Consider the following 23,635-nt stretch of genomic DNA (forward strand, 5'->3'; position numbering starts at 1 on the left):
GCAGGATGAAATGAATAGTTATGTGAAACGTCAAGGAGGCGTTGCGGGCACGGAATTATACAGTTATCAAATCAGCTGCATGTTTATAAAAGGCACAATTTCATTTCGTTCTTTCCTTTTTTGAAGCAAAAGAAAGGGATGATTTCTATCCACTAAATGAAGACAAGGCGGTATAGCGGCCTGCAGAATGAGAAAGCGTATAGATCATCACGGATCTGATAACAGAGCCAGAAAATAAAACGTGTTTCTAATATGATTTACCTGCTTACAAGCTCTTTGTAGACTCCGGTATAAAGTTTTGCCGAGTCTTTCCAGCTGAACTGACTTTTATTCACATTTTTTATAAGCGGCTTATAAATATCCGGCCGTGAATAGGTGAGAAGAGAATAGCGGAGCGTATACAATAACTCGTGTGCATTATAATTGGCAAAACTAAAGCCATTCCCTTCTCCTGTAATTTCATTGAAAGGCTGTACCGTATCTCTTAGTCCGCCGGTTTCCCGGACAATTGGAATAGATTTATACTGCAGTGCGATCAGCTGTGATAAACCACACGGCTCAAACTTCGAAGGCATAATAAAGAAATCAGAAGCTGCATACAGCTGTCTTGCTGTAGCTTCACTGAACTTTAGAAGCGTAGCCATTTTTTTCGGGTATCTGCTTGCAAAGTAGGCGAAAGACTGTTCAAAAGAATAATCGCCTGTACCGAGAATAACTACCTGCACATTTTCCTGCAGGAAATCTTCTAAAATTCTTTCCAGAAGATGAAAACCTTTTTGTTCTACGAGCCTTGATACTGCTACATACATCGGAATATCAGGATCTTCTGTTAAGCAAAGTTCCCGCTGCAGAAACAGTTTATTTTCTTTCTTTTTTAATCTGGAAGTTTTGTACTGTGAAAAAATATAAGGGTCTGTTACCGGGTTATATTCATCTGCGTTAATACCGTTTATTATTCCGATTAAATCACCGGATCGCTCGTTAAGTATAGAGTCCAGCCCTTCACTGTAATACGGCTGTTTAATTTCCTCGGCATACGTGGGACTCACGGTTGTTATTTTATCTGCATGAAATAAAGCGGCCTTCATACAGTTGATCATTCCCTGCCATTCCAGTCCTGCAAAATGCTCGGGACCAATATTCATCAAATCACCAAACGCCTCATGGGTCATCCAGCCCTGATGCTGAATATTGTGGATCGTAAATACGGTTCTGATATCAGGTCTCATAATATTAGCGAAAGCTACAGCCATTCCGGTCTGCCAATCATGTGCGTGAAGAATATCCACGTCCATATCAATCAGCGGGAGCGCTTCTATCACTGCCCGGCTGAAAAACACAAAACGTTCTCCATCATCAAAGTAACCATAGGTTCCATAGCGGCCGAAGTAAAAATCATTCTGGACAAAATAAAAAGTGATCCCTTCATGCTGTAAGGAAAGAAGGGAAGCCTGCTGTGAGCGCCAGCCGACTGGCACCGTGATATCTGAAACAAAAGTTAAAGAATCTTTAAATGAATCATCCATTCCTTCATACAAAGGCAGTATTACCCTCACTTCATTTGTCCTGTCAGTATTGAGTGCCTGAGGAAGAGAACCAATCACATCCGCAAGTCCACCCGTTTTAATGAAGGGAGTACATTCTGATGCTGCAAATAATATATTTTTCAAAGTGTCTCCTCCTTGTTTAAATGATGGAAGGCAGAAGGGCTTTCTCAATAGTTATCATGAGAAAACCCCCGGCCGGTTTTTAAATTACCTGTCTTTTTGCAACAACGTACGGCTTTTCGGAAGAGCCGATAAAAGTCTGCCCACTGCTGATATGCACATCTTTATCAAGAATTACATTTTCCAGATGGACGTCTTCTTCAATAATACAGCGCTGCATAATAATTGAATTTTTTACTACAGCACCTTTACCTACTTTTACACCACGGAACAGAAGGCTGTTGTGCACATCACCGTCAATTACGCAGCCGTTCGCGAGCAGGGAATCTGTTACTTCGGCGGTAGTCCGGTATTTGACAGGAGGTTCATTACTTACCTTTGTCTGGACAAATTCATTGGTAAAAAAGAGTTCTTTATACGCTTTTGGATTAAGCAGATTCATATTGTTGCGGAAAAAGCTTTCGACAGAATTAACAAAAGCAAAATAGCCGTCGTACTGATAAGCTTCTACCTTTAATTCTTCAATGTTTTCTTTAACTCCGTGAAAGAAGAAATTATCTTTGTGAAAAGCAATACACTGATCTACAAGATTCATTAACACTTCTTTTTTAATAATATAAACACTTGTAAATACGTTGTGATTATTCTGGTCGTTCGTCAGATTAGTGACTCGGCCTTCCTCGTCCTGTTCCACACGCAGCTGCGACATATGTTCAGGCTTATTTTCATCAATCTGCACTTTAATTAACGTTACATCCGCATCAGTATCAAGGTGATGCTTAAATGCACTGTCATAACTTGTGTTGGAGATATACTGGCTTCCGCAGATCAATACATGGTCTGATTTGGAACGGTGAAAATAATCCCGGTTATTATGAAAATGCCGGAGGTCTCCTCTGGAGATATCTGTAGGATCATTCCAGTCCGGTGGAAGGATAAACAATCCGCCCCTGCGTCTTGCTAACTCCCAGGCGCCGCCGGAACGGACGTGGTCCATGAGAGAGCGGTATTTATGGTTGGTGAAAATCCCGACTTCTTCTACCCCGGATTTCACCATGTTAGATAAGGAGAAATCAATGAGGCGGTATCTGCCTGCAAAAGGAGTTGCAGCGCCGCATCTGAAATACGTTAATTCTTCCAGGAAATCATGTTCATGCTCGATATTAATTAACCCCATTAATGTGTTCATAAAATTCCCCTCCTAATTTAGCTGAGCTACATATTCATTATTAATTACTACCGGCTCTTCTTCTTTTGATCCGTCAATTTCTGTACCATCGGGAATAGAAACATTTTCCATAATAATGGCGTGATCAATTGTACAGTTTTTCCCGATTTTAACATTTGGATGAAGTATTGATTTATTCACCAGTGCTCCTGAATTCACTTCAATTCCTTCAAATAGGATAGAGTGCTTTACTGTGCCGCTTATCCAGGAGCCGGAATTAATAAGAGAATTTTCAACCACAGCGTTACTGTCAATGAATTGAGGAGGGAAGTTGGTGTCCTGCGAATAAGTACGCCACTCTCTGTTATTCAGTGACATGGAAAGGTCTTCTTCCAGCAGGTCCATGTTGGCCTCCCAGTAGCTTTGTATCGTTCCTACATCTTTCCAGTAGCCGTCGAATCGGTATGCGTACATTCTTTTCCCATCATTCAGCATAGCAGGGATAATGTCTTTTCCGAAGTCATGATCTGACTCTTCCAGCTTTGCATCAGCGATTAAATAACTTCTCAGCGCCTTCCAGTTAAATATATAAATTCCCATGGAAGCCAGGTTGCTTTTCGGATTTGCCGGTTTTTCATCAAACTCGTAAATTTCGAGGTTTTCATGCGTATTTAAAATACCGAATCTGGAGGCTTCCTCCCAGGGAACTTCCAGCACTGAAATGGTGGCATCTGACTGCTTTTCCTCATGATGCTGGATAAGCTGGTCATAATTCATCTGGTAAATATGATCTCCGGAAATAACTAGAACGTAATCAGGATCATGTTCATCAATGTAATGGATATTCTGGTAAATGGCATCAGCTGTGCCTTTATACCAGCTGCCGCCCTGCTTTGCTGTATAAGGAGAAAGGATGGTAAGTCCTGCTTCCTGTCTGTCAAGGTCCCAAGGTTTTCCAATACCAATATGCGTATTTAGTACGAGAGGAGAATACTGAGTGAGTACTCCTACTGTATGAATACCAGAATTGGAGCAGTTGGATAATGTGAAATCGATAATACGGTATTTCCCTCCAAATGGGACTGCAGGTTTGGCGAGGGATTTAGTTAATAGTCCAAGACGCTTACCCTCTCCGCCTGCTAAAAGCATACCTACAACATTTTTTTTCATGATGACTCCTCCTCTTTTCTGCGGTCAGATTTAGTTTGCTTAAACACGCACACCGCAAACGGAGGTACCTTGATGCGGATGTGCTGCGGTCTGCTGTGCCACTGTTCAGGGAAACTAAAGTGTTCTTTTCCGTTAAGTTGATCAGATCCTCCATACGCGGCAGCGTCTGAATTGAAAATTTCTTCGTAAGTTCCTGGTTGAGATACGCCTATTTTATAGTCATAATGCACAGCAGGGGTGAAATTACATACAATAATGAGCTGATCTTTCTGCGTTTTGCTGTTTCTTTGAAACACAATAATACTCTGCTCACTGTTATGGGGGTCCACCCATTCAAATCCTTTTTCATCGTGATCGAGTTCATGCAGCGCTGATTCATTCTTATACAAGTGATTTAAAGATGATACATACTTTTTCATTGCGGCGTGTAGTGGGTAATCGAGCAGCAGCCAATCCAGACCTTCCTGGTCTTTCCATTCTGCATACTGACCAAACTCACCTCCCATAAATAAAAGCTTTTTTCCAGGATGCGCCATTTTATAACCGTAAAGCAGCCGGAGCTGAGCAAACTGCTGCCACTGATCCCCGGGCATTTTATTTACTAACGCTTTTTTCCCATGCACTACTTCATCGTGTGAAAGGGGGAGCACGAAGTTTTCACTGAAGGTATACATAAAGGAAAAGGTCAGTAAATTATGGTGCCATTTCCGGTAATAGGAATCATATTCCATGTACTTCAGCATGTCATTCATCCAGCCCATGTTCCATTTGTAATTAAATCCTAACCCGCCTGTATAGGTGGGAGAAGTTACAAGCGGCACATCGGAGCTGTCTTCCGCCATCATTAACACATGTTCATCATAAGCAAATACTGCTTCATTCAACTTGCGGAGAAAAGCGAGCGCTTCAAGGTTCTCCTCGCCGCCATAGGAGTTGTAAAGCTTGTCGGGGGCATCCTTTCTATCAAAATTCAAATACAGCATGCTCGCTACAGCATCTACACGTATGCCGTCAACGTGGCAATCCTTCAGCCAAAAGATTGCATTGGATACTAAAAAAGATTGAATTTCAGGTCTCCCGAAGTCAAAAGTAAGCGTACCCCAGGAAGGCTTTTCTGCTTTCTGTTCATCAGCGTATTCAAACAAGGGCTGTCCATCGAACATCCGCAGACCATGATCATCTTTACAGAAGTGACCAGGAACCCAATCCATTATTACCCCTATACCCGCTTGATGGCATTGATCAACAAAAAATTTAAATTGATTTGGAGTGCCGAAACGGCTGGTAACAGAAAAATAACCAGTAATCTGATATCCCCATGATAAATCGAAAGGGTGCTCAGCAAGAGGCATTAATTCAATGTGGGTATAGCCCATTTCTTTTACATAGGGTATTAATAAGTCTGCCATTTCTTCATAAGTATAGTGAGATCCATCTTCTTTTTGTTTCCAGGTACCAAAATGGACCTCGTAAATATTAATTGGCGTTTCATAAGAAGGTTTTAATTTTTTCTTCTTTTGCCAATCCTGGTCCTTCCAGTTATATTCTTCACTGTCAAAAGGAGTGATCGAAGCTGTAGCAGGTTTTAACTCAGACTGCCGGGCAAAAGGGTCTGCTTTTAATCCGCTCCAGCCGTTCTCATTTTTAATCGCATATTTATATGCAGCACCGGAAGGGACGTCTTTAAAAAAATTCCCCCATAATCCAGTGTCATTGAGCCGGCTTAATGAATGGGATTCCCAGTCCCAGTCGTTAAAATCTCCCGCTACAGAAACAGCCGAGGCGTGGGGAGCCCACACAACAAATCGATATCCTTCTTCCTGTTTGTATTTAATTCGATGACATCCCAGCATACTGTGGGATTCATAATTCGTTCCTTGATGGAATAAAAATATATCTTCTTCAGATAATTTCAATGACATTTATGCAAACCTCCTTCACCAGCTTTATACAAGCAAAAATGCTCTATATTATTAGTTCTTCATTATGCAGTAAAAGTCCTGTTTAAAAAAGCATGAATTTGTGATATTTATTGAATAAGTATTCATTTTGAGCTTAAACTTGAAAGAGAATAAAAAAGAGCATAGGCTAGAATATAGCTAACTTAGAGAAGAGGGAAGCCCAAATGAACAAAGTGTGGATGGATGAGCGGCATGTGATTGTCGTAGAAACGGATAAATTCAGTGAGGAACTTATTTTAACTACAGCTGAAAAAGAAGAATATGTACTCTATTATGAAAAAAATCTGGGAGAACACGCTGCCAGCTACAGGTCTGAAAAAATGCTGCCGGTGGAAAAAGGAATGAAGGTAGTAATCGAAGAAGAAACACTGCCCGTATATTTAAGAGGAATTGTAAGAGATATTGTTTTTGATGATATTTTTCCTGCAGCAGAAGAAGTACTTGGTGCATCTGTACAGGAATCGCACACAACCTTCAGCGTGTGGAGTCCTGTTGCTGAGAAGATGAGTCTTGTTTTAGAGAATGAAGAATTTGAGATGAATGAGAAGACGAACGGTACATGGGAAATAAAACTGGAAGAAAATTTAACGGGAAAAGAATATATTTATAAAGCCGTAATCCACGGGGAAACACAATATGTTGTAGACCCTTATGCAAAAGCACTTACTCCAAATTCCACCAAAGCTGTGGTATATGACCAGCCGGCACGTGCTGCAGCTGCACGTCCTCAGCTTGCACATACGCAGGACAGCATAATTTATGAACTGCATATACGTGATGCTTCGATACATAAAGAAAGTGGGATGAAAGCAAAAGGAAAATATCTCGGCCTGACAGAATTAAACACGAAAACCTCCCGGGGTTATTCTACAGGGTTATCTTATATTAAAGAATTAGGTGTAACGCATGTAGAGCTGCTTCCAGTAAATGATTTTGGAAGAGTAGATGATCTGGCACCAGATAAACAATATAATTGGGGATACGATCCGCTTTTCTTTATGGCACCGGAGGGAAGCTATGCACAGGATGTAACAGATCCTTTTGCAAGGATAAAAGAATTACAGCAGATGATCGATGCTTTTCACAAAGAAGACTTGGGAATAATTCTCGATGTTGTCTATAATCACGTATTTGTTATGGAAGAGTCCCCATTTGAGCAGCTGGTGCCCGGTTACTATTTCAGGTATCAGCTGGACGGGAGAATCAGTAATGGCACAGGTGTCGGTAATGATTTTGCTTCTGAGCGGCATATGGGAAGAAAATTCATCCTGGATGCAGTAGATTACTGGTTGAATCATTTTAAAGCAGATGGATTCCGGTTCGATTTAATGGGTACCATCGATAAGAAAACGATGCAGCTTATTTCTGAAAGATGCCAGGAGGAAGAAACGCCTATTCTCCTTCTTGGAGAAGGATGGAATCTTCCTACCGCGCTTGCTGAAGACCAGAAAACGGTGCATACACAGGCGGGAGATATACCTTATATTCGATTCTTCAATGATTTTTTCAGGGACACAGTAAAGGGAAGCACCTTTGATTTTAATGATTATGGATTTGTGAATGGGAAAGGAAGATTTGTTGAGCGGATGGCGCAGCTGGTAAAAGGATCTGCTGATGATCAGGAAAATGTCCCTCCTTATGTAGCGGAGGCAGTGCAGACGGTGAATTATGTGGAATCTCATGATAACCACACTTTATGGGACCGGCTGGAAAAAGCAAATGGCAGTGAAGAGGAAGCAGACCGACGGGCAATGCAGCAGCTGGCAACCGGCTTGGTTCTTATGAGCCAGGGGGTCCCTTTTATTCATGCAGGCCAGGAGTTCTACCGTACGAAAAAGGGTGAAGGGAACAGTTATATTTCCGGGGATGATATCAACGCGCTGGACTGGGAGCGGCGGGAAATTTTTGAAGAAGATATTCAGTTCGTGCGGGATCTCATCAGTATCCGCCGCCGTCTGCAGGTGTTCCGTCTTCGCTCCACCGACACGATTCGAGACCGGCTGCATATATTGACTACCCCTGCGCCGGTGTTTGGTTACACCTTGCTGGAAGACGGAAGAGATATTGTGATTTATGTGAACCCGACAAAAAGAAGATACGAAATTCAACTTCCTTCTTCAGGCACATGGCTGAGACTTGCGTCAAATCAAAAACCGGGGGAAGAGCCGTTACAGGGCGAATTCCTGCATTTAGAACCTTATGAATTTCTTGTGCTAAAAAAGTTCCGCCGATAGTTGAACAATATAGAAAACTTATTTACAATGAGAAAAGGCTTTTCTGTCGAAAGAAGATGCATCGAAAGTAAATGAACGAGGGGTAAGGGTGAAACAATTGGAACATTTCACAGGCAAAGACTTTATAGGTGATGGATGGCATTTGCGTCCTGCCGGTGGAGCAACCGGTGAGGCTTATGTAGCTGAACAAGGAAAACAGAAAATATTTGTTAAGCGTAATTCTTCGCCATTTTTAGCTGTTTTGTCTGCGGAAGGGATTGTTCCTAAACTGCTTTGGACGAAACGTCTGGAAAACGGTGATGTGATTACCGCACAACAGTGGGTAAATGGGAGAGAATTAAAAGTCCAGGAAATGAATAATAAGCGGGTGAGTAAACTTCTTGCGAAGATTCATCAGTCGGAAGAACTGCTCGATATGTTTAAAAGGATGGGTAACAAGCCGTTAATTCCCCAAAATATCTACAGGGCACTGGAAACACATGTAAAACATAAGCAATTAGCAGAGGATGCTGTTGATAAAGCACTTACTCTTTTGGAAAAAGAATTTCCAGGATTGACAGAAAGTTCTTTTGTAGTATGTCATGCAGATGTTCATCATAATAATTGGATTGAAGATGAACGCAGGAATTTATTTTTAATCGACTGGGACGGAGCGCAGGTAGCAGATCCTGCGCTCGATTTAGCCCCGCTTCTTTATGAATATGTACCCGGAGAAGACTGGGGAAGCTGGATAGAAGCTTATGGAGCTGTATTGACTAATGAACTGAAATACCGTCTTTGGTGGTATCGTACGATACAGTGTATTGAGAATGTGCTCTGGTTCCGGGACCGGGAAGACCCGGAAGCAGAAAGATGGCTTGCTGCTTTAGAAGAACTAATACGCTATAAATAATTATAATAAACTTTATTTGAGATTTTCTGTATTTTTGTTAATAATATTCTAATTATGCCGGAACAGATCAATAAAGCTGGATGAAGCCGGAAATAAGTGAATGCTGAAAATGAAAGGCAAGACCGGCAGAAATCTGCTGTCATTTCTGCAAAGGGGCGGCATTGATTCAATCATTAAAGTTGATTTAATATATAAGCAACAGGGTTGTCCTGAATCGATTTACAGGACAGCCCTTCCTTTATGTTTTTGCTCTGTTATAGTCTGGTGTGGTTATAAAGAAGGTGCAACTGCGGCTCTTTATTTCTTTGTGGCAAGCCGGGGGAAAGCGGAGTACTCACTTACTATCAACAGGGAACTTTAACAGAGACACTCATACAAAATTTTTGCACCATGAAGTACGAAAATTAATACTGCTGTGTAACGAAGAAGAGAACATGCCCTTGGGTATGCCTCTCCGAAAGTGAAACATCAGTATTACTTCTTTTAGCGGAAATTTTATATTCAAAGTAGCTATGTTTTTTCTTATCTGACCTGAAGATAAATTTCACTATTTGAGCTGAACACAAGAATCTGTGAGTTTTTTCAGCAACTATAAATAATTTTTAAAGGAGAATATTTAAAATATGAGACTGCGTAATAAACCTTGGGCGAAAGATTTTATAAAGGAACATCATCAAATTGTTGAGGCGGACCCGAAGTCCTGGAAAGGAAAATGGAGCGAAAGATTCGGTAACGACAACCCTATTTTTGTAGAAGTAGGTTCCGGCAAGGGTAGATTTGTAAATGAAATGGCCAGGCTTTATCCGAAAGTAAATGTAATCGGAATCGAATTATACGAAAGTGTCATTGTGACTGGAGTCGAGCAGGCAGTTGAAGAGCCTAAACCCAATTTAATTTTTTTACAGCAGAACGTGAATGAACTGCAGGACTTTTTCGCTGCAGACGAGCTGGACCGGCTGTATATCAACTTTACTGATCCGTGGCCGAAAAATCGGCACGCAAAACGAAGGTTAACCCATGAAGGATTTTTAGAGAAATATGAAGAAGTACTTAAAGAGAACGCTGAAATACATTTTAAAACAGATAACCAGGGATTGTTTGAGTATTCTCTGGAATCGATGACGCACTATGGATGCAGTCTCCAAAACGTAAGCCTTGATTTACACAACAGCGGGAAAAAAGATAATATTATGACGGAATATGAAGAGAAATTCTCGAAAAAAGGTATGCGTATTTATCGATTGGAGGCAAAGCTTCATAAAAAAAGCATAAGGTGGGGATCTAATGGCATTAGAAAAGTTTCACGTCAGTGAAGACACTACTTTAACTTGGTTGAACGGCGGAGTTACTCATATGGATGGAGGAGCGATGTTTGGCGTAGTGCCGAGACCGCTCTGGACAAAAAAATACCCTGTAAATGAAAAAAATCAAATTGAACTCAGAACAGATCCTATCCTGATTCAAATGCCGGATCGGAATATTCTGCTGGAGTCAGGGATCGGGAATGGAAGGTTATCAGAGAAAGCAATGCGAAATTATGGAGTCACGGAAGAAGCTCAGCTGGATAAGAATCTGAAGGAACTTGGCCTTACCAGAAATGATATAGATACAGTGATGATGACACATATGCATTTTGATCATGCCTGCGGTCTGGTGCTGGAAACTGAGGATGGGCCCGCACCAGCTTTTCCAAATGCTGAAATATGGACATCTCAAATTGAGTGGGAAGAAATGCAGCATCCTAACATTCGTTCCCGTAATACATATTTCAGGGAAAACTGGGAACCGGTGAAACATCTTGTTAAAACCTTCTCGGACAGTAGGGAAATAGCACCGGGCATTGAAATGGTTCATACAGGAGGCCACAGTGCCGGGCACAGCATCATTCACATATCCAGAGGAGACCGAGATATCTGGCATATGGCTGATATTATGCCTACACACGCGCATCAAAATGTCCTGTGGGTACTTGCTTATGATGATTATCCAATGGATTCTATTGAGAAAAAACAGAAGTATATTACGCCTGCACTGGAACGTGAGGACTGGTTCTTATTTTATCATGACTATAAATACCGGATGCTCCGCTGGGATAAAAGCGGTAAAGAAATTGCAGAGTCTTTAAATAGAGATACAACTTCTGAATAAGCTGCTTATGCATAACTAAGCCGAACAGAATTCATAGCCTCTTCAGGAAATATAGGTACTAATAATAAGCAGCCTATAAGAAGAGCATGGGTCCGCGCAGCCACATCCATCTCGGGAAAAGCTTACGAGATGGATGCAAAACCCTGGCTGGCTTCCTGCAGTCCCCGCCGGGCACTATGGAGAAAAGTTATTCCCGAAGAAAAATTGTTCACATCTCTTCGGTTTCGTATAAAAACCATTGCTTTTCTTAATTATGCTGCAGTCGCAGAAGGTCGACTCCTGGAGGATGAAGAACGATTCTTATATCTTCCCAAGTGTTTTACTGGGAAGATATAGTAAGCATGTGCGAAACCAGCCAATGATCTTGAAATCACTGGAAAGAGCTCTTTGCTTTCCAGTGATTTGGCTGTGTGAAGCCATGCTCCTCTTTTTAAGAAGGCAGGTTCGCTGAGAGAGTTCCCTCCGGAAAGCGTACCTTCGAAGGCAAAGCATAAAAGCGTATACTTATACAGGTAAATCACTTTTTTCAACAGCGAAAAATCCCTTCAATATCTGAAGGGATTTTTTGATGTTGAATAAGAAAGTTTATATTAACGCTTACATTTTCAGTGAAGATTAATCCTGCTTTTTAAGGTCAATAATAGTCCCGGAAACTGCATCTACATAAAATTCATAGGCTTCTACGGTACCATTTTCTTCAGCAATAGTGATACCGCCGCGGTACACATCATAAGCAAGCTGTTCCTTTTCATACTGTTCTGTAATCATATGGACCCAGGAACCTTCGATTGTGCCCAGCTCAGAAGCTTTTTTCTTTACCAGCTTTAAGGCTTTCTCAGGCGCCAGCAGGGATTCTTTCTGGTCAAGCGTATTTTTTGCAATCATAGTTACAGCAACACCGGCACCTACGCCAGCGGCAAAACGTTTCCAACTCATAACAAACACTCCTTCTTATCTCTGCATATCTTTCTTACAGTATATCGAAAGAAATAATAATTGCCAATAATGAAGGGGCGGTTTAAAGAGAAAACTTCATAGTTTCTATCAATTACTTCCGTTGAACGTGCTTTTCCTGCGGCACTGAATTTTCTGCCCGGCTCCTTTATCTAAGCTGAGGCGCATATATAAATTCACATGTCTGCCGGAGAAGCTGCTGAAAATATTTCGCATTTCGAAAAATACTGGAAACCCTTTAATTGTTTCTGTAAAATAAAAATTATGAGAAACAAAATAAGGAAGGGTGAAAAGATGCATAAGGATACATATCAAATGTTTGAAACACTGACGCAGCTGCCAGGAGCTCCAGGATTCGAACATCAAGTCCGTAAGTATGTGAAAGAGGAACTTCAGAAGTACAGTGATGAAATTATACAGGATAGACTCGGAAGTGTGTTCGGCGTTAAACAGGGAACTGCTGAAGCTCCTAAAGTTATGGTAGCCGGGCATATGGATGAAGTAGGGTTTATGGTTACTTCCATTAATGAAAAAGGGCTTATCCGTTTTCAGCCTCTTGGGGGATGGTGGAGTCAGGTACTTCTTGCTCAGAGACTTGAAATCATTACTGATAATGGTCCGGTAACTGGAGTGATTGGCTCCATCCCGCCGCATCTGCTTGATGAAGCAAAACGCAATAAGCCGATGGCTGTTAAAAATATGTATATCGATATTGGGGCAGATGATAAAGCAGATGCAGAGAGAATTGGAATTAAACCTGGACAGCAGGTAGTGCCTGTCTGTCCATTAGAAAAGCTGGCGAACGAAAAGAAACTTATGGCAAAAGCATGGGATAACCGGTACGGCGTAGGTCTCTCTATCGAATTAATGAAGGAACTGCAGGGTACAGAACTGCCTAATACTCTTTATTCCGGGGCTACTGTTCAGGAAGAAGTCGGATTAAGAGGGGCGCAGACAGCTGCCAACATGATCAACCCTGATATTTTTTATGCGTTGGATGCAAGCCCGGCAAATGATGCTTCAGGAGAAAAAGATGCATTTGGGCATTTAGGAAAAGGAGCACTTCTTCGTATTTTTGACAGAACGATGGTTACGCATAGAGGAATGAGAGAGTTTATTCTTGATACAGCAGAGTCGAACGGTATTCCCTATCAATTCTTTGTATCTCAGGGAGGCACTGATGCAGGAAGAGTCCACATATCTAATAATGGTGTACCATCTGCGGTGATCGGAATTTGTTCCCGTTATATCCATACAGCAGCATCTATCATGCACGTAGATGATTATGCAGCCGCAAAAGAATTACTTATCAAACTCGTGAAAAAAACCGATGCCACTACGATGCAGAAAATTCGGGATAATGTATAGGTGTGCTGTATTTTTAAGAAGGCAGGTTAGCTGAGAAAGTTCCCTCCGGAACGCGCACCTTCGACGACAAAGCATAAAAGCGTAAACTTATACAGAAGAAATATTTTTTCAACAGCCTGAAAAGCAGCCTGGCTCAACCAGGCTGCTTTTACTTAGAAACTTTATTTGAGTGATGCAAGGATTGATTGAAACTTTACTTAGGGGAACTTTTAGTTTTCCTGGAAAATATAAGCAAGTGCCTGTAAAGCTTGTTCGGCTGTTTCTACGGTAACCTGTGCTTTCTGCGAAAGCTCTTTTAACGGATGATGCAGAGACTCAGGACGAACGAGGATCAGCGGCTTATTTGTTGCGATTGCTGCTCCTGCATCCATGGCACTGTTCCACTGTTTGTATTTTTCACCAAATAAAGCCACGACTGCATCTGACTTTTCCATTAACACTCTCGTACGCAGATTGTTCATCTGGGAAGCAGTTTCGTCCTTTATTATATTATTTGGCTGTTCGCCTAAAATTTCTTCCCCGATATTATCTGAACGTTCATGATTTTCCATAGGACCTACAAAATCAATCGGCAGGTTTTTTTCTTCTGCTTTCTGCTTTAATTGTTCACGCCAGTCATCATGAATCTGACCAGCAAGGTAAACTGTAAGACGCATAGGGAAATCTCTCCTTTATAATAATGATAGTTTTACTATGATTGGTTCGCAGGAAAAAAGTCAACTGATTCGAATGAATCTTTTAGAAGGCATATGAGAAATTCCCTAATTTTCGACATGAACTGACTTGTTTATGATATTATATCTATTAGTGGAAGAAACAGATTGGAGTGATTCCCTTTGTGGTGGATGGGAAAAACTGTGGCAGCTGTCTCAATTATCACTGTACTTTCAGCATGTGGGGCGAACGAAGGAAAATTTATAACACAGGCAGAAGAGATACTCAGTGAAAAAATGGAACAGGAACCGCAGGAAGTTACCTCGAAAAAATTTGGATTAAATTTATATCTGCCGGAAGAGGCAGTGCTGGAACAATTGTCTGAAGATGAATTTAAAGTAGACTATATGGGTCAAGTCTATGTGATTATGCTGGGCGAAGAAGATCGTGAGGAAAGTAAGGAAGAGATTAAAGTCAAAGAGGAAGAGCCTCTGCTTGCAGAAGTTCATCATGGATCGGAAGAAGAAGCTTTTTTACTTATTGGTCTTTTTGATGGTGATACTTATGAAGTACAGATAGGTTTATCCGGAGTGACAATGACTACCGTATTGAAAGCTTCAGAAATTGTTGACCAGTCAAAACTGATGTTTGATATTATTCAATCAGTGGAAGCAAACAATCAAATAGCAGTTAATTAGAAGCCATTTCGCCATCCATTGCGTTTGGCTTCTTTTACATTTAATGATTTCATTCAATAGTCAGGAGGGAGCAGCGTGAAAAACTTTTTAGCCCGGAAAGGTATTCAGCCAAGCATCCATACATATTTTATAAAAGCACTAAGTTATATGGCGCTGGGACTTTTTTCATCATTAATTATTGGTCTTATTATGCAGACTTTGGGAGATGCAGGCACACAAGCTGGTCTGCCGATGGAATGGATGACAAACATAGGAACGATCGCTATGGGCTTAGCGGGTCCGGCTATCGGCGTAGCGGTTGCCTACGGACTGGGAGCACCGGGGCTCGTTTTATTTGCTGCTGTATTCAGCGGTGCGCTTGGCTACGATCTCGCAGGTCCGGCCGGAAGCTTTTTAGCTGCCGTATTTTCTACAGAAATAGGTAAAATGGTTTCGCAGGAAACGAAGGTAGATATTATTGTTACCCCCTTTGTTACCATTCTTGCAGGAGCACTTGCAGCAAATACTGCTGGGCCTCCTATCAGCGCCCTGCTGACTCAGCTTGGCACTTTTATTATGTGGGCGACAGACCAGCAGCCTTTTATTATGGGGATAATTATTGCGGTGACAATGGGACTGGCGCTGACAGCTCCTATTTCAAGTGCAGCGATAGCAATTATCCTGCAGCTTGAAGGATTGGCGGCCGGCGCTGCTACGGTTGGCTGTGCTGCACAGATGATAGGATTTGCTGTGAGCAGCTACCGCGAAAATAAAGGTGCAGGCCTGGTCGCACTCGGGGTTGGAACATCAATGCTGCAGATAGGAAATGTTGTAAGGAATCCTCTTATATTAATTCCTCCTACCGTCGCAGCGGCTATTCTCGGACCTTTCGCCACAATGGTATTTTTTATGGAGAACAATCCTGAAGGAGCAGGTATGGGAACGAGCGGCTTTGTGGGGCAGATTATGACAATCAATACGATGGGGACAGGAGCCGGTGTCTGGGTAAGTATTTTTATCCTGCACTTTGCAGCTCCTGCCGTAATCAGCCTGGTTCTGTCCGAATGGATGAGGAAGAAAAACTGGATTAAAGAAGGAGATTTACTTATCAATAGGACGTAGTGTTTCTTCAGCGGGGCTGTCTTCAAGCTTTGTGTAAAAATAAAGTACTTGGCTGCAAGCACCTTGTTCGTCTGAAATATAACAGCATGATACACTAGGGAAAGGTAAAGGAGAGAGATATTTTATGAAATCAATTGAAATCAAAAAAGAGCTGGAAAAACAGCTGCAGAACAAACATTGGGTGACCTCATATGACCGCGAAAAAGATACCTTCCGGATCGTGGATGATCGTGTAGATAAAGGAATTACGATTCGCTTAGGCAATGTAAGTGACAATATTGAAAAGCAGCCTGAAACTGCTTTAAATGATACGATTGCAAAAATCAAAGAAGGAATGCGGCTCCTCGTAGAAAAAGTGGATTTAAACGGGAAAGAAAACAGGATTTATCCAGTACTGCGGAATCCTTCCTTTGCTGAGGGAAAAAATTTATTGTTTGATGAGCATACAGCAGAGACAATGATTTTTTATGCAGTGGATGAGAAATCTTCTTACTCTTTAATTGATATGAATATGCTGGAGCAGTCAGGAAAAACTGCAGATGAAATCAGGGAAGCTGCAAAATTTAATGTGAGATCACTTCCTTCAGACTTTAAAGAAGATACAGTTGCAGGAAATAAATTTTATTTTCTTCATGCCGGAGACGGTTTTGAAGCAAGCCGGATTTTAGATGATCAGCTGATCCAGAAAATGCAGGAAAAGATTCATGGAGACTTAGCTGTAGCTGTTCCGCACCATGACGTGCTTATTTTTGCTGATATTAGAAATGAAACAGGGTATGATGTGCTTGGACAGATGACTTTTCAATTTTTCTCAGAAGGTCATATGCCACTGACTGCACTGCCTTTTCTTTACGATGATAATAATGAACTGGAACCAATCTTTATTCTTGCACAGAAAAAACCAAAGAGCACGAAAAAAGATGGATGATTTCCTCCCAAATTATAATGTATGATAGGGAATGAAGCAGGTGACGCGAAGCTGGATTTTTTGGAAGCTTTGGCGTCACCTTTTGCATAAGTAAAAATTAAAAAGACAGGTGAGAACAGTTGAAGTACAAGCAAAATTATTTAACAAAATTAAAGCAGTGGCTTTTTGCAGGCGAAGATTCCAAAGAAACGCCTGGAGAAAGTTCCCGGCGGATGAATAATATAAGCAAGAAGGAAATGCCAGCAATGGAACCTGTGAGAATGGTGCATCAGTATCCAAAAGAAGGTCCTTTCCGCTTTCCTTTAATCGAGGATGAAAAGAAAAAACAGAAAAATCAGCATCCTGACAGAAGCAAGCCTAAAGCAGTGCAGACGAACAATCCGCGTCCTAAAGTGGAAGCAGCGAAAAAGAACCCGAACCAGGAAGCCAGGAAAGTTAAAAGCGGAAACAAAAAAGAAAGACCGGAAGTATATTCGAATGGTCCTTTTAAAGCGCAGGAAATTCCTTCTCCTATTTACGGGCTGAAACTGCAGCGGGAAAGAGTCAAATATTTCACACAGAAAAATCATGAAACAATAGAAAATACACCATCTGAAGAACCCGTGGAACCTGCCATTACATATGAAAGTTTTTCCGCCGGTAAACGTGAATATTTTGTGGAGAAGCCTGTAGCAGAGGAACCTGGCGAAGAAACCGAAGCAAAGGAAGAGAAGTTAATTACAGCAGAAGAGAACGATGTCACAGGTACAGCAGAGACCAATTCTTTGCACCGGACAGAGGAAATCTTTCCTCCAGATCACGAATTGGCACAAAACAATTCTGATAATGAGTGGGAGAAGACAGCTGAGAGCCGTGTGCAGGAGGAGAATCTTGATAAAGCAGAAGAGAAACCCGACAAAGTGATCATGGATAAGAGCAGCAGCTCTTCAACAGATGCCGCAGCTTTATCACCGCTCGAAGAAGCACAGAGGCAGGAAGCTGTGAAAGCTTCTTCCGCAGCTCAAGAAAAACTTCGCAGAAAAGAAGGACCGCCTTCTCAAATTCACTCTGTTTCGAGAAGTGAAAGAAAAAATAAAATGAGACATAAAAGTCAGGCCGTTTTAAAGCAGGAGCCGAAAAGTATAAAAAAAGAACCTTTTAATGTAATCATGAAGCCTTCAGATCGTTCGCGGTTGGAAAAAAGAAAAAAAGAAGAAAAAAACGAGTATATCCATCCAGGCCTTCACCTGCTGGACATCCCACCGAGAATAGATAACGAACAGGATGCCTGGGCGAAAGACATGTCCAGAAAACTGGATGAAACGATGTCTTACTTCCGGGTGCAGGCGCAGGTGGTCCAGTATACTTCAGGACCTTCTGTTACAAGATTTGAGCTGCAGCCGGAACCGGGGGTGAAGATAAACAAAATTGTTCAGCTTACAGATGATTTGAAGCGCAGCCTGGCTGCTACAGAAATTCGCATAGAAGCACCAATACCCGGTAAAACAACGGTAGGAATAGAAGTCCCTAACCCCACTCCGACGCCGGTCGTGCTGAGATCTGTATTAAGAGACCGCAACTTCAGGGAAGCTGCTTCTCCTTTAACTGTCGCATTAGGTGTGGATATCAGTGGAGAAGCAATTGTAACAGATATCGCATCCATGCCTCATGGTCTTATCGCCGGAACTACGGGCTCAGGTAAAAGTGTTTGTGTAAACTCGATGCTGACAAGTATTCTTTACAAATCTTCTCCTGAAGAAGTAAGACTTTTACTTATAGACCCCAAAATGGTGGAATTAGCTCCATTTAATCGGGTGCCCCACCTTGCAGCACCTGTTATTACAGATACGAAAGAAGCAACTGCCGCGTTAAAGTGGGCGGTCGAAGAAATGGAACGCCGTTATCAGCTGTTTGCTGAAGCTGGCGCAAGGGATCTTCAGCGTTATAATAATAAAGCCGAGACAAAGCTTCCCCAGCTTGTCATTGTCGTAGATGAACTTGCTGACTTGATGATGGTAGCTCCACATGAAGTAGAAGAGGCTATCTGCAGAATTGCGCAGAAAGCAAGGGCATGCGGTATTCATCTGCTTGTGGCAACGCAGCGTCCCTCTGTAGATGTAATTACCGGTTTAATTAAGGCAAATATTCCTTCGCGCATTGCTTTTTCTGTATCCTCTATGGCGGACTCCAGAACAATTCTCGACAGCGGGGGCGCAGAAAGGCTTCTGGGGAAAGGCGACATGCTGTTTCATCCGAACAGCAGCCCAAAACCAGTGCGGATACAAGGGACATTTGTGACAGATGATGAAATAGACAGAGTAATTGATCACGTTGCCAACATGAAAAAACCAGCCGCACTATTTGACCCTGCAGCTTTAAAAGAGGCAGCAGAGACTGCTTCTTCTGAAGATGATTTATTTCAGGAAGCTTATAATTTTGTAGTAGAAAAGCAGGCAGCTTCCACTTCTCTGCTGCAGCGGCAGTTTCAAATAGGATATAACCGTGCAGCGAGATTAATTGATGATATGGAAGCACAGGGAATTGTATCCCCTGCAAAGGGAAGCAAACCAAGAGATGTGTATTCTTCCAGTCCGGATATCTAAGGTTAAATCACTGGATTATTCAGACTGTTTCAGGGTATAGTTAGAAAAAGGCTGTAAAGTCTCATTTTTTCAGCTACAATAGAGACTGAAACAGCTTTTTTTATTAACATTGAACAACAGGGAACCGTGATCGCAAGTTGCAATAGGAAGCGCCGTTTTTCTTTCCAATAGATTTGAAAAAATCGAGGGAGGGGAAGTACGATGCATCAAATAACATTAGGTCATCTCGTTCAACACGTATCTCCGGATTGGTTGTTGCTGCTTACTGACAACGAACGGACGAAGGATATCGTGCTTCGCAATGGTGTTGAGAATGTGAAAGAAGAAGATGTAATGGAGATCATGGAAGCAGTCATCTCAGAGCATGCAAGTGAAACCCTGTACCACTAAAATTTATTTAAATTCTAAGAGATACGAGGAGATTATGATTCATGAAGGAAATTGGATTAAAGCTGCGAGGAGAAATTAGTCGTCTGACAAACAAAACGTTCAAGTTTGATGAGCGTGTTGGTGAAGGGTGGTTTTCAGCGGTTTACTTTTTGAAAACAAAAAGCATTGCTGAGAAAGTCGTTCCGGATAATATCGTTACGATGCAATTTTTCCAGAAGGAACACGCAGTTCTATGCGGCACAGACGAAGTAATTGCGTTATTACAGGAATTTGCAGTCCAGCCTCAAGATCTAGAAGTTCACTCGTTGGAAGACGGCGATAAGATTGAGCCTTTTGAAACTGTCCTGACGATCACGGGACCCTATCAGCACTTTGGCTTTTTAGAAGGCGTCATCGACGGGATTTTAGCCCGGAGAACGTCGGTTTCTACAAATGTATACGAAGTCGTAAAAGCAGCAAAAACCTCTGGAAAAGAAAAGCCTGTAATTTTTATGGGCGACCGTGATGATCACTTTACCATGCAGGCGGGGGATGGATATGCTGCTTTTATCGGCGGATCGAAAGCACAGGCAACGCATGCCATGAATGAATGGTGGGGAAAAACGGGAATTGGAACAATGCCCCACGCATTGATTCAATTGTTTAAAGGAGATCTGGTAGCAGCCACGCAGGCATACAAGGATACTTTTCCGGAAGATGAATTACTGGCGCTTGTAGATTATAATAATGATGTAATCACTGATTCTTTAAAAGTGGCAAGAGAATTCGGTGCAGAGCTGAGCGGTGTCCGTCTGGATACCTCCAATCATATGGTAGATCGATACTTCACCAGGAATCCGGATGTTCTAGGAAGCTTTGACCCCCGTGGAGTAAATCCGAAACTTATATTTGCTTTACGTGCAGCTTTGGATGCGGAAGGCTTTGACCATGTAAAAATCGTAGTTTCCGGCGGATTTGATGCACCCAGAATCACCCGCTACGAAGAGTACGGCGTACCTGTCGACATGTACGGGGTGGGCAGCAGTCTCTTAAAAGTACATATCGGCTTTACTGGTGATAACGTTCTTCTCAATGGAAAACCTGAAGCTAAAGAAGGCCGGAAATACAGAGAGAATCCACGCTTAACAAAAATTGAATTGAATGAAAAAAGTTAAATTGGCTCAGCTGGAAGGATGACTGGAAGTGCTTTTATGCATTCAGTCATCCTTTTCCCTGTGAGAAAGGAGGAGCGGTCATGGATCGTCGGAAAACGTCGTTTTTAATTAATTTCAGCAAAGTGAAACGGGAAAAACAGAAAATTTATATACAGGATGCCGAAGATTTATATGAATGGCTGTTTCAATATTTGGAAACAGAAATGAATTTAAGAGAAATTGTAAGAGCAAAGTCAATGTTTCGTGAGCTTTGCGGCTTTCCGAAAGATAAAAAGCTTACAAAGGAAGAAGAACTGCATTTTGAGCACTGGCTGTTATTCGATTACATTACTGTGATCGGCTCTCGTCCTTTCGACTTATTTGTTCGTTCCCGACAGTCAGAGATGTCAAAATATATGGTGGAGACAGCGGGGCTGTTTATGCTGATGCATCTTTCCCCATATCGCGTCCTTCAGTCAAATGACCGGGAGCATCTATTGGCTCCATTTCAGGAAGAGAGAGAAAATGCAGTACGCTCCCTTGGCCCGGCGCAACGGCTGGAAAGCGGCTCGCTCATTATGGCGAGAATAGCTACTGTAGGATTTGAAAAAATGATGGTCGGACCATGTATTACCATCTCTTCCCAAAGAGAACAGGAAGCCCTGGAGGAGCTGAGAACGCATGAAAAAATGGGGACCAAGTCGTATCACCGTTTCCTCAAAGAAATGGGAATTTCTTTTTTAAAATACCGCGCTGAAAACGAAACGTAGCAGGGGGCGCCCTATTTTGCTATAATGGGAAAGATAATCGTCAAAAGACGGTATATAACTTTACAAACATTCGGAGGCACATAGAAATGACAAATTATCATTTCATAGGTATAAAAGGATCAGGCATGAGCGCCCTTGCACAGATATTAAGCGATATGAATCATACGGTGCAGGGTTCAGACGTGGAAAAGCAGTTTTTTACTCAAAAGCCATTGGAGGAAAAAGGCATACCTCTTCTTCCATTTCAGGCTGTAAACGTCCAGGAAGGGCAGACGCTCATTGCTTCACCTGCCTATAATGAAACTAATGAAGAAGTGAAAGCAGCAAAAGAAAAAAAGATGAAAGTTCATTCCTATCCAGATTTTTTAGGGAAGTTTATTAAGCAGTTTACGAGTATCGCGGTAACGGGTTCCCATGGGAAAACTACGACTACCGGGCTTCTTTCTCACGTACTCACTGCGGCACGTCCGACATCTTATCTTATCGGGGACGGGACAGGCCGAGGAGAGGAGAACAGCCAGTATTTTGCATTTGAAGCTTGCGAATACCGGAGGCACTTCCTTAATTACTATCCGGATTATGCGATTATGACGAATATTGACTTTGACCATCCTGACTACTTTAAAAATGTGGAAGATGTATTTAATGCCTTTCAGGAAATGGCAATGCAGGTGCAGAAGGCAATCGTTGCGTGTGGAGATGATGATCATTTACAGCATCTCAAAGCGAATGTTCCGGTTATTTATTACGGGCTCTCAGACACAAATGATTTTCAGGCAGCAAATATTGAAACAGATGAAGAGGGAACCCATTTCGACTGTTATGTAAGAAGTGAAAGCTACGGAAGATTCACCATCCCTGGATATGGTACGCACCATGTGCTGAATGCTCTTTCAATTATTGCATTGACACACTACGAAAATATTGAACGGGAAACTGTGGAAGCGCAGTTGAAAACATTTGAAGGTGTGAAAAGAAGATTCACTGAGAAAAATATTAAATCCCAAATTCTTGTGGACGATTATGCCCATCATCCTACAGAGATTCGCGCTACTATTGAATCGGCAAAAAAGAAATATAAGGAGCGGGAAGTAGTAGCTATTTTTCAGCCGCATACATTTTCCCGCACAGAAGCATTTTTGGATGAATTTGCTGATACCTTAAAAGAAGCAGACACAGTATATCTGTGTGATATTTTTTCTTCCGCCCGAGAGAAAAAAGCAGCGCTGACGATTGAAGATCTGCAGAAGAAAATTCCAAACGCACTGCTAATAACAGAAGACAGTGTGTCTGCCCTGCAGGAGCATGAAAACGGAGTGCTTCTATTTATGGGCGCCGGGGATGTTCAGAAATTCCAGAAAGCTTATGAAACGGTGTTACAAGAGGAAGCATAAATAGAAAAACCTGTCCAATTTTTTGGACAGGTTTTTTTCAGATTGGTTATAAAGTAAGAGTTATTGTATATTTATGACTTTCTATGTATTAGATTCTCCTCCGCTTTCCGGCGGAAGCTTGGGTAGTGCACCCCAGAAGTTAGAGTTCAAAATCTAACTTCTGGGGTGTTTTTGTATGACAATGTATAGTGAGGAATTTAAATTAATGATTGTGAAGGAGTATATGCAAGGAGAGCTGGGATACCGGTTATTGGCGAAGAAATACTTGATCCCTAGTGTCACTCCCATCAAACGGTGGGTTCGTGCCTATCAACATTACGGAGTAAAAGGAGTACAGAAACCACGTTCCAAACCAGTTTATTCTGTCCAATTCAAACTGCATGTATTACACTTTAGGAACCAGACAGGTGCTTCTCTGCAGGA

The 23,635-nt window shown here is 41.9% G+C and carries 21 protein-coding genes; 15 read left to right on the top strand and 6 right to left on the bottom strand.

Going from position 1 to position 23,635, the window contains the following annotated elements; genetic code table 11:
• Window positions 1-257 precede the first annotated feature (257 nt).
• The 4 genes from BLP92_RS12050 to glgB all read right to left on the bottom strand — a co-directional run bounded on the left by BLP92_RS12050 (window position 258) and on the right by glgB (window position 5,927).
• The gene (locus BLP92_RS12050) at window positions 258-1,670 is read right to left on the bottom strand and encodes a glycogen synthase (RefSeq protein ID WP_090843200.1); all 1,413 of its coding nucleotides are present in this window, start codon (window positions 1,668-1,670) and stop codon (window positions 258-260) included.
• Window positions 1,671-1,749: 79 nt separating this feature from the next.
• Window positions 1,750-2,856, bottom strand: a complete 1,107-nt coding sequence (gene glgD, locus BLP92_RS12055) for a glucose-1-phosphate adenylyltransferase subunit GlgD (protein ID WP_090843201.1) — start codon at window positions 2,854-2,856, stop codon at window positions 1,750-1,752.
• Between the two features lie 12 nt (window positions 2,857-2,868).
• Window positions 2,869-4,005, bottom strand: a complete 1,137-nt coding sequence (locus BLP92_RS12060) for a glucose-1-phosphate adenylyltransferase (RefSeq protein ID WP_090843202.1) — start codon at window positions 4,003-4,005, stop codon at window positions 2,869-2,871.
• On the bottom strand, window positions 4,002-5,927 hold the full coding sequence (gene glgB, locus BLP92_RS12065) for a 1,4-alpha-glucan branching protein GlgB (RefSeq protein WP_090843203.1): 1,926 nt from the start codon (window positions 5,925-5,927) through the stop codon (window positions 4,002-4,004). Before glgB ends, BLP92_RS12060 begins: the two co-directional genes overlap by 4 nt.
• Before the next feature lie 203 nt (window positions 5,928-6,130).
• Between glgB and pulA the strand changes: the two genes are divergently transcribed.
• The 5 genes from pulA to BLP92_RS12090 all read left to right on the top strand — a co-directional run bounded on the left by pulA (window position 6,131) and on the right by BLP92_RS12090 (window position 11,240).
• Window positions 6,131-8,200 carry a type I pullulanase gene (pulA, locus tag BLP92_RS12070; protein ID WP_090843204.1) on the top strand — a complete coding sequence of 690 codons (2,070 nt, stop codon included), beginning with the start codon at window positions 6,131-6,133 and terminating at the stop codon, window positions 8,198-8,200.
• A gap of 88 nt (window positions 8,201-8,288) precedes the next feature.
• Window positions 8,289-9,092 carry a phosphotransferase family protein gene (locus BLP92_RS12075; protein ID WP_244516823.1) on the top strand — a complete coding sequence of 268 codons (804 nt, stop codon included), beginning with the start codon at window positions 8,289-8,291 and terminating at the stop codon, window positions 9,090-9,092.
• A 100-nt stretch (window positions 9,093-9,192) separates the two neighbouring features.
• Complete coding sequence (locus BLP92_RS12080) at window positions 9,193-9,453, top strand: hypothetical protein (protein ID WP_090843206.1); 261 nt, start codon at window positions 9,193-9,195, stop codon at window positions 9,451-9,453.
• 262 nt (window positions 9,454-9,715) lie between these two features.
• Window positions 9,716-10,405 carry a tRNA (guanosine(46)-N7)-methyltransferase TrmB gene (gene trmB / locus BLP92_RS12085; protein WP_090843207.1) on the top strand — a complete coding sequence of 230 codons (690 nt, stop codon included), beginning with the start codon at window positions 9,716-9,718 and terminating at the stop codon, window positions 10,403-10,405.
• Window positions 10,377-11,240: a YtnP family quorum-quenching lactonase gene (locus BLP92_RS12090; RefSeq protein ID WP_090843208.1), complete on the top strand. Its 864-nt coding sequence runs from the start codon at window positions 10,377-10,379 to the stop codon at window positions 11,238-11,240. The genes trmB and BLP92_RS12090 overlap by 29 nt, the downstream gene beginning before the upstream one ends.
• 615 nt (window positions 11,241-11,855) lie before the next feature.
• On the opposite strand, the gene BLP92_RS12100 is transcribed toward BLP92_RS12090, so the two are convergent.
• A complete protein-coding gene (locus BLP92_RS12100) occupies window positions 11,856-12,176 on the bottom strand; it encodes a PepSY domain-containing protein (protein ID WP_090843210.1) in 321 nt (106 codons plus the stop codon).
• Window positions 12,177-12,488: 312 nt separating this feature from the next.
• On the opposite strand from BLP92_RS12100, the gene BLP92_RS12110 reads away from it, so the two are divergent.
• On the top strand, window positions 12,489-13,562 hold the full coding sequence (locus BLP92_RS12110; protein WP_090843212.1) for a M42 family metallopeptidase: 1,074 nt from the start codon (window positions 12,489-12,491) through the stop codon (window positions 13,560-13,562).
• A 209-nt stretch (window positions 13,563-13,771) separates the two neighbouring features.
• Here the strand turns inward: BLP92_RS12110 and BLP92_RS12115 are convergent, their stop codons facing one another.
• Window positions 13,772-14,218: a YtoQ family protein gene (locus BLP92_RS12115; protein WP_090843213.1), complete on the bottom strand. Its 447-nt coding sequence runs from the start codon at window positions 14,216-14,218 to the stop codon at window positions 13,772-13,774.
• A gap of 180 nt (window positions 14,219-14,398) precedes the next feature.
• On the opposite strand from BLP92_RS12115, the gene BLP92_RS12120 reads away from it, so the two are divergent.
• The 9 genes from BLP92_RS12120 to BLP92_RS12160 all read left to right on the top strand — a co-directional run.
• Entirely contained in the window at window positions 14,399-14,914 is a 516-nt protein-coding gene (locus BLP92_RS12120; protein WP_090843214.1) for a hypothetical protein, read from the top strand.
• 75 nt (window positions 14,915-14,989) lie between these two features.
• Window positions 14,990-16,015 carry a PTS sugar transporter subunit IIC gene (locus BLP92_RS12125; RefSeq protein ID WP_090843215.1) on the top strand — a complete coding sequence of 342 codons (1,026 nt, stop codon included), beginning with the start codon at window positions 14,990-14,992 and terminating at the stop codon, window positions 16,013-16,015.
• 124 nt (window positions 16,016-16,139) lie between these two features.
• Window positions 16,140-16,943, top strand: a complete 804-nt coding sequence (locus tag BLP92_RS12130) for a DUF1444 family protein (protein ID WP_090843216.1) — start codon at window positions 16,140-16,142, stop codon at window positions 16,941-16,943.
• 119 nt (window positions 16,944-17,062) lie between these two features.
• The gene (locus BLP92_RS12135; RefSeq protein ID WP_244516825.1) at window positions 17,063-19,525 is read left to right on the top strand and encodes a DNA translocase FtsK; all 2,463 of its coding nucleotides are present in this window, start codon (window positions 17,063-17,065) and stop codon (window positions 19,523-19,525) included.
• Window positions 19,526-19,726: 201 nt separating this feature from the next.
• Window positions 19,727-19,915 (top strand): hypothetical protein, encoded by a 189-nt coding sequence (locus BLP92_RS12140; protein WP_090843217.1) that lies wholly within the window; start codon window positions 19,727-19,729, stop codon window positions 19,913-19,915.
• 41 nt (window positions 19,916-19,956) lie between these two features.
• Window positions 19,957-21,069, top strand: a complete 1,113-nt coding sequence (locus BLP92_RS12145) for a nicotinate phosphoribosyltransferase (protein ID WP_090843218.1) — start codon at window positions 19,957-19,959, stop codon at window positions 21,067-21,069.
• A gap of 80 nt (window positions 21,070-21,149) precedes the next feature.
• Complete coding sequence (locus tag BLP92_RS12150; RefSeq protein ID WP_090843219.1) at window positions 21,150-21,818, top strand: hypothetical protein; 669 nt, start codon at window positions 21,150-21,152, stop codon at window positions 21,816-21,818.
• 86 nt (window positions 21,819-21,904) lie between these two features.
• A complete protein-coding gene (murC, locus tag BLP92_RS12155) occupies window positions 21,905-23,212 on the top strand; it encodes a UDP-N-acetylmuramate--L-alanine ligase (protein ID WP_090843220.1) in 1,308 nt (435 codons plus the stop codon).
• Between the two features lie 175 nt (window positions 23,213-23,387).
• Window positions 23,388-23,635 (top strand): helix-turn-helix domain-containing protein (locus BLP92_RS12160; RefSeq protein WP_139148953.1); only part of this gene is annotated, 248 nt, incomplete at its 3' end.

This window comes from Alkalicoccus daliensis, assembly GCF_900103955.1.
GTDB lineage: Bacteria > Bacillota > Bacilli > Bacillales > Salisediminibacteriaceae > Alkalicoccus > Alkalicoccus daliensis.

Excerpts from the sequence above, each read along its gene's own strand:
- glgD (WP_090843201.1), bottom strand. The coding sequence starts at position 2,856 with ATGAACACATTAATGGGGTTAATTAATATCGAGCATGAACATGATTTC.
- BLP92_RS12060 (WP_090843202.1), bottom strand. The coding sequence starts at position 4,005 with ATGAAAAAAAATGTTGTAGGTATGCTTTTAGCAGGCGGAGAGGGTAAG.
- glgB (WP_090843203.1), bottom strand. The coding sequence starts at position 5,927 with ATGTCATTGAAATTATCTGAAGAAGATATATTTTTATTCCATCAAGGA.
- pulA (WP_090843204.1), top strand. The coding sequence starts at position 6,131 with ATGAACAAAGTGTGGATGGATGAGCGGCATGTGATTGTCGTAGAAACG.
- BLP92_RS12080 (WP_090843206.1), top strand. The coding sequence starts at position 9,193 with ATGCTGAAAATGAAAGGCAAGACCGGCAGAAATCTGCTGTCATTTCTG.
- trmB (WP_090843207.1), top strand. The coding sequence starts at position 9,716 with ATGAGACTGCGTAATAAACCTTGGGCGAAAGATTTTATAAAGGAACAT.
- BLP92_RS12090 (WP_090843208.1), top strand. The coding sequence starts at position 10,377 with ATGGCATTAGAAAAGTTTCACGTCAGTGAAGACACTACTTTAACTTGG.
- BLP92_RS12100 (WP_090843210.1), bottom strand. The coding sequence starts at position 12,176 with ATGAGTTGGAAACGTTTTGCCGCTGGCGTAGGTGCCGGTGTTGCTGTA.
- BLP92_RS12110 (WP_090843212.1), top strand. The coding sequence starts at position 12,489 with ATGCATAAGGATACATATCAAATGTTTGAAACACTGACGCAGCTGCCA.
- BLP92_RS12115 (WP_090843213.1), bottom strand. The coding sequence starts at position 14,218 with ATGCGTCTTACAGTTTACCTTGCTGGTCAGATTCATGATGACTGGCGT.
- BLP92_RS12130 (WP_090843216.1), top strand. The coding sequence starts at position 16,140 with ATGAAATCAATTGAAATCAAAAAAGAGCTGGAAAAACAGCTGCAGAAC.
- BLP92_RS12140 (WP_090843217.1), top strand. The coding sequence starts at position 19,727 with ATGCATCAAATAACATTAGGTCATCTCGTTCAACACGTATCTCCGGAT.
- BLP92_RS12145 (WP_090843218.1), top strand. The coding sequence starts at position 19,957 with ATGAAGGAAATTGGATTAAAGCTGCGAGGAGAAATTAGTCGTCTGACA.
- BLP92_RS12150 (WP_090843219.1), top strand. The coding sequence starts at position 21,150 with ATGGATCGTCGGAAAACGTCGTTTTTAATTAATTTCAGCAAAGTGAAA.
- murC (WP_090843220.1), top strand. The coding sequence starts at position 21,905 with ATGACAAATTATCATTTCATAGGTATAAAAGGATCAGGCATGAGCGCC.